This window comes from Pseudomonas frederiksbergensis (genome assembly GCF_003732665.1).
GTDB classification, from domain to species: Bacteria; Pseudomonadota; Gammaproteobacteria; order Pseudomonadales; family Pseudomonadaceae; genus Aquipseudomonas; species Aquipseudomonas frederiksbergensis_G.
Genome location: NZ_MOBP01000012.1, coordinates 260,397 through 273,803, shown reverse-complemented (window position 1 = coordinate 273,803; position 13,407 = coordinate 260,397). Strand labels below are relative to the sequence as shown.

Sequence of the window (13,407 nt, the reverse complement as noted above, 5' to 3'; positions counted from 1 at the left end):
CGAAGAACCTGCTTTTTTGAATTCGGGGGTGGTTGACGATGAAAAATGTGCTTTTCAGATACGGCGTGGCGCCTGAACGCGGGAATCGGCAGCGCTTCAGGGGCCGAGGGCGGCGCATGGGTCAGGGCTTTGAATGAAAGTCGGGGCAAAAAACCAGCGCTGGTCGGCAGTTGTCTGCCGCAGCAATAACGCCCTTTACTGGTCGAAAAAATTAGAACATTCGAGGCCGAATGTCTGTCATGGGAAGCAGGGACAAGCCCTGTGGTGGATCGCGGCGGATTCGCAGGGTCGGGGGCAATCCGATGGGACAGCCCCATCGGATTGAGTGTGCGCAGGGATCAGATGCGGCGTTTGCGCGTCAGCGCGGGGATTTTCGTCAGGGGCACTTCGACCCGTTGCACCCGGCCTACAGCGGCGGCCACCAAGGCCAATGTCGGTTGACCAAACAGCACGCGGACATCGGCCTCCATGTCGTCCTTGCGCATGCGTTCGATCAGGCTGACCGCCATCAGCGAGTGCCCGCCCAGTTCGAAGAAGTGGTCATGACGCCCCACCCGTTCGACCTTCAACAACTCGGCCCACAGCACCGCCAGTTTCGTCTCGATATCGCCCACCGGAGCTTCATAGTGACGGGTGGAATAGGCGCTGCTGTCAGGCACTGGCAGGGCCTTGCGGTCGAGTTTGCCGTTGGGGGTCAGCGGCAATTTTTCCAGGCGCACGTAGGCGGCGGGCACCATGTATTCCGGCAGGAGTGCTTGCAGGTGTGAGCGCAAAGCGCCTGTGGTTGGCGTTTCTGCCGAGGTGTAGTAAGCGACCAGACGTTTTTCGCCGGGCACATCTTCACGAGCGAGGATGACGGTTTCCTGGATGTCTTCGTGTTGGGCGAGTTTGGCTTCAATCTCGCCGAGTTCGATGCGGAAACCGCGGATTTTCACTTGATCGTCGTTGCGGCCCAGGTATTCGATGTTGCCGTCGTTGAGGTAGCGGCCCAGGTCGCCGGTGCGGTACATGCGGCCGGTTGTGTTGAAGGGATCGCTGAGGAAGCGTTCGGCGGTGAGGTCGTCGCGGTTCAGGTAGCCACGCGCCACGCCTGCGCCGCCGATGTAGATTTCACCCGGCACGCCCAGAGGCACCGGTTGCTGATGTTCGTCGAGCAAATAGAACTGGGTGTTGGCGACGGGTTTGCCGATGTGGGCGGCGAAACCGTCTTCTCTATCCATCGACACCCAGCTTGAGTAGGTGGTGGTTTCGGATGGGCCGTAGAGGTTACACAAACGCTGAACACTGCTTTGTTCGAACAGGTTTTCTACGAGGCTGCGCTTCAGCGCCTCACCGGCCACGTTGACCGTGTGCACGGTTTTGCTGAGGCCGCCGGATTCCAGCAACGCTTTGAGCGCTGACGGTACGGTGTTGATCAGGGTGATGTCGTCTTGCGGTTCCAGCACATTCTTAACGACCGTAATGCTGCCGCCGGAGGTCAGCGGCGCGAAGCATTCGTAGACTGCCAAGTCGAAGTTCAACGACGTAGAGAACAGGGTTTTCGCCAACGTGGCGTTATCGAACGAACGGTTAGCCCAGGTCAGGAAGTTCACCGTGTTGCGGTGTTCGATCATCACGCCTTTCGGCAACCCGGTGGAACCGGAGGTGTAGATCACGTAGGCCAGATGCGCCGAGGTCAGGCCTTCAATCGATGGATTGGAGACGGATTCGTCCTGCCAAATGCTGCTATCCAGATTGATGACCGGCATCGCAGCGTCGGCCAACAACCCCAATGTCGCGGCCTGCGCCAACACCACCGCCGGCGCGCTGTCATCCAGCATGTAGGCAATCCGATCCAGCGGATATGCAGGATCGAGCGGCACATACCCCCCGCCAGCCTTCAAAATCGCCAGCAACCCAACGACCATATCGGCGTTTCGTTCAACACAAATCGCCACCCGCGAATCCGCCCGAACACCCCGCCCGCGCAGGTAATGCGCCAACCGGTTCGCCCGTTCATTCAACTCGCGATAACTCAGGCGTTGTTCGCCATAGATAACCGCCACTGCATCCGGCGTGCGCTCCACCTGAGCCTCAAACAACCCATGAACAGTCCCATCCAGCGGATACTCAGCCTCAGTCGCATTAAACCCGGCCAACATCCGCTGCTCCAGAGCGTCCTGCAACGGCACACAACTCACCGCTGCACGAACATCCGCCACCATCGCCCGCAGCATCCGCTCCAGGTAACCGAGGTAACGCTGCATCGTCGTCGAATCAAACAGCGCCGTTGCATATTCCAGCGCCCCCTGAATTCGTCCATCGATTTCCCCCAGGTCCAGGGACACATCGAACTTCGCCGTCCGCCCCGCAGCCCCCAGCCCTTCCAGCTTCAAATCGCCTAAAGCAAGCTCCACGCTTTCGGTGTTCTGCCACGACAACATGGCCTGGAACACCGCACTGTGGGACAGGCTGCGCACCGGTTTGACCAGTTCCACCACCTGTTCGAACGGCAGGTCCTGATGGGCCTGGGCACTCAAGGTCTGGGCCTTGACCCGTTGCAGCAGCGCTTCAATGCTCGGCTCGCCCGAGACATCCACCGGCAAGGCCAGGGTGTTGACGAAGAAACCGATCAGCCCCTCGACTTCCGAGCGCAGACGATTGGCCACCGGCGTGCCGATCACCACGGTCTCTTGCCCCGACAACCGCCCGAGCACAGCGGCCCAACCGGTCAGCACCGTCATATACAACGTGGTGCCGTGGCGTTGGCTCAACGCCTTGAGGTCCGCCGTCAGGTCCGCATCGAACACCACCGGTATTGCGGCGCCTGCATGGTTCTGTTGCGCCGGTCGTGGCCGATCATGGGGCAGCATCAACACTGCCGGGGCATCCGCCAGCGCGGCCTTCCAATAATCGCCCTGGGTGGTCATCACTTCACCGCTCAACCAGCGGCGTTGCCACACGGCATAGTCCGCGTATTGCACCGGCAGTGGCGGCAAAGGATCGTCCTTCCCGTTGCGGAACGCTTCATAGAGCGCGACCAGTTCCCGGGTCAGCACGCCGATGGACCAGCCGTCCGAAACGATGTGATGCATCGTCACCAGCAGCACGTGTTCGCGCTCGCCCAGGCGGATCAACTGACCGCGAATCAGCGGCCCGTGCTCAAGATCGAAGGCTTGCGTGGCTTCCTGCGCAGCCAGTGTTTGCAGCTCACTTTGCGCCTCGGCATGGCCGCACAGGTCGACAAGCCGCATGGCAAAACCTGTGTCACTGGCGGCGATCAACTGAGTGGCCGACGACGTGAAGCTAGTCCGCAACGCCTCATGCCGGGCGACGATCCGGTCCAATGCACGTTGCAATGCGTGGCGATCCAGATCGCCGCTCAAGCGCAGGCCCGCCGGCAGGTGATAGGCCGCACTGGCGCCTTCGATGCGCGTCAGAAACAGCAGCCGTTGTTGCGCGAACGACAGCGGCAACGGTTCATCACGGCTCACCGCCACAATCTCTGGCAAGTTGCTGCGTCCCGCTGATGACACGGCTTGCGCCAGTTCGCTCAACTGCGAATGGCTGAACAACTCGCTCAACGCCAGTTCCACACCCAGACGCAAACGCACCTGGGAAATCAACCGCATCGCCAACAGTGAATGACCGCCCAGCTCAAAGAACCGGTCATGCCGACCGACTCGATCCAGGCCCAACAAGTCTTGCCAGATTTGCGCCAGCTCCGACTCAACCGCTTGCTGCGGCGCTTCGTAGCCATAGGCATTAAGCGCCCCGGCATCCGGCGCTGGCAGCGCCTTGCGATCGAGTTTGCCATTGGGGGTCTGCGGCATGTCATCGAGCAGCACGTAGGCCACCGGCACCATGTATTCGGGCAGTTGCGCGAGCATCAAGGCTCGCAGCACGTCCACCGATGGCGCCGTTTGCGCTTTGTAGTAGGCCACCAGGCGTTGCTCGCCGGGACGGTCTTCGCGAACGATTACCACCGCCTCCGTCACCCCTTGGCAGGCAGCCAATACGACTTCGATTTCACCCAGTTCAATGCGCAAACCACGGATTTTCACCTGACCGTCATTGCGCCCCAGGTATTCAAGCGTGCCGTCGGGCAGATAGCGGGCGATGTCGCCTGTTCGGTACATCCGGCCATGGCTGAATGGATTGTCGAGGAATCGCTCCTGCGTCAAATCCGCACGATTCATGTAGCCACGCGCCACGCCGGCACCGCCGATATAGAGCTCGCCCGACACACCGATCGGCACGGGTTTGCCGTGGGTGTCGAGCAGATAAATCTGCGTATTGGCGATCGGCCGGCCGATGCTGACCTGGCCGCCGCACGTGTCCTGAACCTGTAGGGCTGAGGACCAGATAGTGGTTTCGGTCGGCCCGTACACGTTGAACAGGCGCTTGACCTGCCCCGCCACGCGCACCGCGAGGTCCGCCGGCAATGCTTCACCGCCACACAGTACGGTCAGCGAAGCATCCCCCTGCCAACCCGATTCCAGCAACATGCGCCAAGTCGCCGGGGTTGCCTGGGCGATGGTTGCGCCGCTGCTGGCAATCACCTCGGCCAACAACCGGCCATCGCGGGCCTGATCCCGGGAAACCAGGACAATTCGTGCCCCGCAAACCAGCGGCAGGAACAGCTCCAGACCGGCAATATCGAAGCCCAGGGTCGTCAGCGCCAATACACGATCAGCGCTATCAACGCCGACGGTGTCCCGCATGGCGCACAACAGATTGACCACGCTGCGATGCTCGACCATCACGCCTTTCGGCTTGCCGGTCGAGCCCGAGGTGTAGATCACATAGGCCAGGTCCGTCGCTTGGGCACTCGACACCGGAGGATTGGCGGTGGACAGCTCCTGCCAGGCTTCGCTGTCGAGGTCGAATACCGGCATCGACGCTTCGGCCAGCAGGTCATGGGTGGCGGCGTGGACCAGCAACGCCACGGGGGCGCTGTCTTCGAGCATGTAGGTCAGGCGATCGAGGGGATACGCCGGGTCCAGCGGCACATACGCCGCGCCCGACTTCAAGATGCCCAGCAGGCCAACCAACATGCCCAGGCCACGTTCGACGCACAGGGCCACGCGATCATCCGGCCGGACGCCAAGGGCCAGCAGATGATGGGCGACCTGATTGGCGCGGCTGTTCAGTTCGGCGTAGCTCAACGATTGATCGCCAAACACTATGGCAACTGCATCCGGGGACGCCTCGACCCGGGCCTGGAACAACTGCGGCAGCGTCTGGTCTTGCGGGTAAGCCGCCGCAGTGGCGTTCCAGGTGTCGAGCAATTGCCGGCGTTCATCCACCGGCAGACTGTCGAGGTCGTACAGCGGCGTTTGTGGCGCGTTTTCCAGCGCCGCCACCAGGCTTTCAAGGGCCAATTGCATGTACCCGGCGACCCGTTGCGCGTCGATCCCGAGCACCGCTTGCACCACCAGACTAAAGCCTTCGCCCTCGTCATCCACGGCCAGGGACAGCGGATAGTTGGTCCGCTCTTCCCCGCCCAGGGCCTCCATGCCCTGCCACGCGGAAACCATTTGCGCCGTGACTTCGACGGCGCAATGACGATAGTTGAGCATCGCGCTGAACAACGGCGTTGGCGCCGCCACGCCACTGCAACGCTGTGCCAGCGCCAACGACGCATGTTCGTGGCCCAGCAGCCCGGTCAGGCGCAAATGGGTGGCTTTCACCGCCGCCCCCGCGCCCTGGCCGCCGAGGCTGACTCGCAACGGCAAGGTGTTGATGAACATGCCGAGCGCACGGTCGGCTCCCTCGCCCCCCTGCATCCGCCCCAGCAGTACGGTGCCGAACACCACGTCATCGCGACCGCTGGCCTGCCCCAACACCTGAGCCCAGGCCAGATGCATCACGCTGGCGGCGCTGACGCCCAACTGTCGCGCCTGACTGCGCAGGCGTTGGCTCAACCCCGCCGCCACCGCCACTTTCACTTCCTCGACCCCGGAGCCATCACCCTGCACATTCAACAAGCCAAACGGCAACGTCGGTTCGTCAATATCGCCAAGCATCTCGCGGAAAAAGGCTTCGTGTTCGCCCTGGCTGACCCCCAGACGCGCCTGGGCCACGTAGTTGCGGTACGGCACCGCGTCCCCCAACTGATCGGCCACACCGAGCAAATGCGCCTGCATCTCCTGTTCCAGGGTCTCCAGCGCCGTATGGTCCAGCGCCATATGGTGGAACAGCAGCGTCGCGACCCAGCGCTGGTTGGCCGCGTCCTCGGCAAACACCAGGCGCAGCATCGGCGCCTGACGCACATCGAGGCGGTAGTGCCGGGCATCGAAGCGTTCGTGCAACTGCGCGGCGACATCGCCGAGGTCCGGCTCAAACTGTTCGCAGATAAGTTGGGCCTGGCGCCAAACCACCTGCATCGGCTCAACCAAACCGTCCCAGACCATCGAGGTGCGGAGGATGTCATGGCGGTTGATCACCTGTTGCAGCGCTTGGGCGAAGTCGTCGAACCGCTCGCGGCTTTCAAACCCGAACTGGGTTTGCAGCACGTAGGGATCGCCTTTTTCCGCCGTCAGGTGGTGATACAAAATGCCTTCCTGCAACGGCGCCAGCGGGTAGATGTCCTGCACATTGGCGACACCTCCCGGCACGGTGGCAACGATGCGGTCAATGGCGGATTGGCTCAACGCGGCCAGCGGCAGCATGGCCGGGGTGATGCGTTCGCAGCCTTCGACGATGGCGTTGGCCGGCACGACCACTTCCGAGTGCCCGCCCACGGCGGCGGCCAGGGCCAGCAAGGTCGGTTGGCTGAACAGCACCCGCACATCCACGGCCAGATTGACCTGACGCATGCGTTCGATCAAACGCATGGCCAGCAGCGAATGACCGCCCAGTTCAAAGAAGTTATCGCGACGACCGACCTGTTCCACTTTCAACAGATCCGCCCACAAACCCGCGAGGGTTTGTTCGATTTCACCCTGCGGCGCCTCGTAAGCCTGACTGGCATAGGCGTCGGCTTGTGGCGCGGGCAGCGCCTTGCGATCGATCTTGCCGTTGAGGGTCAGGGGGAACACCGGCAGGACCACGAACGCGCCCGGCACCATGTATTCGGCCAGGGCAGCGGACAATTGCTCGCGCAACGAAGCAACCGTCAGCGTGGCATCCGGCTTGGCCACCACGTAGGCCACGAGGCGTTTTTCACCGGACTCATCGGCCCGGACCAACACCACGGTGTCCTTCACGCCTTCGCAGGTGACCAGTTTGGCCTCGATCTCGCCGAGTTCGATGCGGAACCCACGGATTTTCACCTGATCATCATTACGCCCCAGGCATTCCAGATGGCCCTCGGGCAACCAGCGACCCAGATCGCCGGTGCGGTACAGCAAGGCGCCGGGTTCATTGCTGAACGGGTCGGCGATAAACGCCTGGGCGGTCAGTTCCAGACGGTTGAGGTAACCCTTCGCCACACCCCGACCACCGATGTAGATTTCACCGACTACGCCCAACGGCGCGAGCTGCTGGCGGGCGTCGAGCAGGTAGAGTTGCGTGTTGGAAATCGGCCCGCCAATCGGCACGCTTTCGGCGTCCGGCGCCACGGTTTTCACTTCATAGGTGGTGGCGTAGGTGGTGGTTTCGGTCGGGCCGTAGCAGTGCACCAGACGCAACTTCGGCGCCAGGCTCAACAAGCGGCGGAAGGACGCCGCGTCGGCCCGTTCGCCACCGCACAGCAGGATGCGCAGGCCACCGATGGCGTGCGGGATCAGTTGCACGTATTGGTTGAAAATCGCCGTGGTGACGAACAGCACCGTCGCGCCGGAATCGGTCAACACCTGGGCGAAGCATGACGGCTCCAGCAGGGTTTCATGGTCGATCACAATCACTCGGCCACCGTTGAGTAACGCGCCCCACACGTCCATGGTGCTGGCGTCGAACGCGGGGTTCGAGGCGAAGGCAATGCGATCCTGATCATTGAAATCGGCGTAACCGTTGTTGATCACCAAACGGTTGATCGCCCGGTGCGGCACCAGCACGCCCTTGGGCTGACCGGTGGAACCGGAGGTGTACATGATGTAGGCGATGGTTTCGGCGGATTGCGCCAACGCCGGATCGTGGCTGGCCTGGTTGGCCAGACCCAGCGTATCCAGGTCGATGCGGCGTGCACCTTCGGGCGCGTCTTGTTGGCTGAACGTCAACAACACCGAGGCCTGGCTGTCTTCCAGCATAAAGCGCTGGCGTTCCAGGGACGCATTACGATCCAGCGGCACATAGGCCGCCGCACATTTGAGCGCCGCGAGTTGGCTGGCCAGCAAATCGAGGGAGCGCGGCAGCAGGATCGCCACGCGATCATCCGGTTGCACACCCACACCGATCAGGTAATGCGCCAGTTGGTTCGCCCGTCGATTCAGTGCGGCGTAGCTCAACACTTCATCGCCATGCACCGCCGCAACCGCGTCCGGTGTGTGGGCTACTTGCGCTTCGAACAACGCCAGCACGGTCTGGTCCTGGGGATAGGCGCGGGTGGTGGCGTTGAAATCCACCAGCAGTTGATTGCGCTCGGCCGGCGGCAAAATCTCCAGATGACGAAGTGGCGTTTGCGGCGCTTGCTCCAGTGCCTGCACCAAGTGCTCGATGGCCGTGTGCATGTAGGCGCAGATACGCCCGGCGCCGATGCCTTTCTGCACCAGCGCGCTCAACAGGAAACCTTCGCCCAAATCATCCACCGACAGGGTCAACGGATAATTGGTCCGTTCTTCGGCGCCCAGGTTCTGCATGCCCTGCCACGCCGTTGTCGCTTCGGCGGACACCGCGGCAACCGCGCTGTGGCGGTAATTGAGCAACGCACTGAACAGCGGCGCCGGTGCCGCCACGCGGCTGCAACGTTGCGCCAATGCCAGGGACGCGTGCTCGTGACCAAGCAACGCGGTCAGCCGCGAGTGCGTCGCCTTGACCCCGGCGCGTACGCCCTGCTCGTCCAGGCTGACCCGCAGCGGCAAGGTGTTGATGAACATGCCCAGCGCCCGGTCCGCACCGTCGCCGCCCTGCATCCGCCCCATCAGCACGGTGCCGAACACCACGTCTTCACGCCCGGACAAACGCCCGATGACCTGGCCCCAGGCCAAGTGATGAAGACTGGCCGCACTGACGCCGATCTGCCGCGCTTGAGCCCGCAGGCGTCGGCTCAGCTCGGGGTTGACTGCAAGCTTGGCTTCCTCGATGCCGCTGCCGTCGCCCTGCACGTGCTGCAAACCGAATGGCAGGGTCGGCTCGTCGATATCGCCGAGCATGTCGCGGAAAAACGCTTCGTGTTGTGCCTGGCTGACCCCCAAACGCGCCTGGGCCACGTAGTTGCGGTACGGCATGGCCTCGGCCAATCCGCCTTGCTGCCCCAGCAAATGCGCCTGCATTTCATGCTGCACCACTTCCAGCGCAGTGTGATCGAGGGCGATGTGGTGGAACAACAGCATCGCCACCCAGCGCTGGTTGGCCGGGTCCTCGGCCACCCGCAGGCACAGCAGCGGCGCCTGGCGGATGTCGAGGCGGTGATGGCGGGAGTCGAAACGCCCGTGGAGCTGGGTGACGACATCGCCGTCATCCGGGTTCCACGCCACATGCTCGACATCGAGCCGGGCCTGGCGCCAGACCACTTGCACCGGTTGTTCCAGGCCTTCCCAGAGTACGGCGGTGCGCAAGATATCGTGGCGGTTGATCACGCCCTGCAAGGCTTGGGCGAACGCCTGAAGACGCGGTTCGCTGTCGAAGGCGAACAGCGATTGCAGGACGTAAGGATCGCCCTGCCCGGCAGAAATATGGTGATAGAGAATGCCTTCCTGCAACGGCGCCAGCGGGTAGATGTCCTGCACATTGGCGGTGCCGCCCGGGACCGTGGCGACGATGCGGTCGATGGCGTCCTGATCCAGGCTGGCCAGCGGCAGCATCGCCGGGGTGATACGTAAACAGTCCGCGGTGATGCCATTGGCCGGCACTACGATTTCATTGCCACCGCCCACTGCGGCCGCCAAAGCCGCCAGGGTGGGTTGGCCAAACAGCACGCGCACGTCAGCGCTGAGGCCAACCTGGCGCATCTGCTCGATCAGGTTGACCGCCAACAGCGAATGCCCGCCCAGTTCGAAGAAGTGATCGTGACGACCGACCTGCTCCACGTTAAGCACTTGCGACCAGAGCCGGGCCAAAGTGATTTCGGTGTCGCCGATGGCCGCTTCGTAGCCACGGGTAATGATCGACGCTTGATCCGGCGCCGGCAGGGATTTGCGATCGAGCTTGCCGTTGGCGGTCAGGGGCAAGCTGTCGAGGCGCACGTAAGCGGCCGGCACCATGTAGTCCGGCAGCCGCGCTTGCAGATGAGCGCGCAGGTTTTCCAGATCCACCGCGTCATCGGCGGTGAAGTACGCCACCAGACGTTTCTCCCCCGGCACGTCTTCGCGAACCAGGACCACGGCGTCTTTCACGTTTGCGTGCTGGGACAGTCGGGCTTCGATTTCCCCCAGTTCGATGCGGTAGCCACGGATTTTCACCTGGTCGTCGTTGCGGCCCAGGTATTCGATGGTGCCATCGGGCAAGTGGCGCCCCAGATCGCCCGTGCGGTACATCGATTGACCGTTGAAGGGGTCGACAATGAATTTTTCAGCGGTCAGTTCAGGCCGATTCAGGTAGCCGTTGGCAACACCCGCGCCGCCGATAAACAACTCACCGGCCACGCCCAGCGGCACGGCGCGCAATTGCGCGTCGAGCACGTAGACCCGCGTATTACCAATCGGCCGGCCAATCGGAATGCTGCCCGCGCCAACTGACGTGATCTCAAACGTGGTCGAGAAGGTCGTCGCTTCGGTCGGGCCGTAGCCATTGAGCAGATGCTGCGGCGCGCCTTCTTTCAAGACGCGACCGATCACCGCCGGGTCGAGCACATCGCCCCCCACGATCAGGTAACGCAACTGCCCGAACACCGCCATCAAGCCATCGGCATATTGATGAAACAGCCCCGCCGTCATCCACAACACGCTGACCGATTGCGCCAGCAACCATTCGCGCAAACGGGCCTGGGACAGCAACACATCCTGCTCGACCACCACCACGCAACCGCCATTGAGCAACGGTGCCCAGACTTCGAGGGTGCTGGCGTCGAAGGCCGGATTGGAGGCGTAGGCCACGCGATCCGCCGGGGTGAAATCGGCATACCCGTTGTTGATCACCAAACGGCTGATCGCGCGGTGCGGCACCAGCACGCCTTTCGGAGTGCCGGTGGAGCCCGAGGTGTACATGATGTAGGCCGGGGTTTCGCTCGATGGTGAGCGCTGCTCACTACGAACAGGCTGGTTAGCGAAATCCATAAGATCCAGATCAACCCTGCGCACGCCTTCGGCCAACACCTCGTCACGGCGGGTCAAGGCCAGCACGGCGCCGCTGTCTTGCAGCATGAACTGCTGGCGCTCGATGGGCGCGTTGACGTCCAGCGGTACATACACGGCAGCGCATTTGAGGATCGCCAATTGACTGACCAGCAAATCCAGCGAGCGTGGCAGCAGGATCGCCACTGCTTCGCCCGGTTTCACCCCCAGCCCCAGCAGATGCGCGGCCAAGTGTTCGGCTTTAGCGTTCAGTTCGCCATAGCTCAGGGTTTGCCCGGCCTCCACAGCGGCGGGCGCGTGCGGCCGAGCCGCGACTTGCGCTTCAAACAAGGCGTGGACGGTCTGTTCCCGGGGATACGCGCGGTCGGTGCTGTTGAAGGTCTGCAACACCTGTTCGCGCTCGGCAGCCGGCAGGATCGCCAGGCTGTTGAGCGGCGATTCCGGCGCACTTTCCAGCGCAGTGACCAGGCCCTCCACGGCGGTTTGCATGTAGTCGCACACACGTTGCGCGCCGATCATCACGCTGGCCTGCACGCTCAAGGCGAAGTCATCGGAAAAATCGTCCACCGAGATAATCAGCGGATAGTTGGTCCGCTCCCCGGCGCTCAGGGTCTCGATGCCGCTCCAGGCCTGGCTGGCTTCGGCCGACATCGCCTGGGTCGCGCTGGTGCTGTGGCGGTAATTCAACAATGCGCTGAACAGCGGCGTCGGTGCCGCCACGCCGCTGCAACGCTGGGCCAGCGCCAGGGAGGCGTATTCATGACTGAGCAAGGTGCTGAGCCGCCCATGGGTGGCTTTCACCCCGTCGCGCACACTTTGCGCACCCACGCCGACCCGCAGCGGCAAGGTGTTGATGAACATGCCCAACGCCCGGCTCATGTTTTCCGAAGCCTGCATGCGCCCCAGCATTACCGTGCCGAACACCACATCGTCGCGGCCCGACACGCAACCCAACACCTGGGCCCAGGCGAGGTGGATAACACTCGCGGCGCTGACCCCCATCTGCCGGGCTTGTGCCCGCAAGCGGCGGCTCAGTTCCGGCGGCAACTGACGGTGACTTTCTTCGACAGCGCTGCCGTCGCCCAGCACATCCTGCTGGCCGAAGGGCAAGGTCGGTTCATCGACATCGCCGAGCATCTGGCTGAAAAACGCTTCGTCAGCCTTGCGCTGGCTGACCTGCCGGGTCCGGGCCACATAGTTGCGATACGGCACCGCAGCTTGCAGTTGCCCGCCCTGCCCCAACAAATACGCCTGCATTTCATGCTGCACCACGGCCAGTGCCGCATGGTCGAGGACCATATGGTGGAACAGCAGCATCGCCACCCAACGCTGGTTGAGCGTGTCTTCGGCAAACACCAGCAACAGCAACGGCGCCTGACTCACGTCGAGGCGATGGTGCCGGGGATCGAAACGCGCTTGCAGTTGCGTCATCACATCGCCGTCGACAAGCTCGGCGCTGATGTCTTTCAAGCCCAGCCGAGCATGACGCCAGACCACTTGCACCGGCTCTTCCAGCCCTTCGCGGACGATGGCGGTGCGCAGGATGTCGTGGCGATCAATCACGCTTTGCAAGGCGTCGGCAAAATCCGCGAGGCGTTCGCGGGTGGTGAGGGTGAACTGCGCTTGCAGAACGTACGGATCGCCCTGGGTCGCGGTCAGGTGGTGATAGAGAATCCCCTCCTGCAACGGCGCCAGCGGGTAAATATCCTGCACATTGGCGGCGCCGCCCGGCACCGTGGCGATGATCTGGTCGATGGCCGCTTGATCCAGGCTCACCAGCGGCAGCATTGGCGGGGTGATCCGCGTGCTTGCGGCCGGGATGGCATTGGCGGGAATGTCGATGTCGCCGGCCTTGCTGGCGTCATATTGCCCGGCCTTGATCAGTTCGATCAGGGTTGCCTTGTGTTCGCGCAGCAAGGCCAGCACCGCCGGCTCGCCCAGTGATTGTTTCCTGCCCCGTACGACGAGTTGGTCGCCCTTGACTGAGAGCTGTACGTCTTTTTCTTTTAGCGTGGCCAACAGTTCGATCACAGTCACAGGACAATCTCCATTTTTTCTGTCGTTGCCGCGTATTCCGAGAGCGTGGGTTGCTCGA

General features: G+C 62.8%; 1 protein-coding gene. It reads right to left on the bottom strand.

Features of this window, described 5'->3' with window-relative positions:
- Window positions 1-338 precede the first annotated feature (338 nt).
- Window positions 339-13,349: a non-ribosomal peptide synthetase gene (locus BK665_RS18510; RefSeq protein WP_259699626.1), complete on the bottom strand. Its 13,011-nt coding sequence runs from the start codon at window positions 13,347-13,349 to the stop codon at window positions 339-341.
- Window positions 13,350-13,407: the final 58 nt, after the last annotated feature.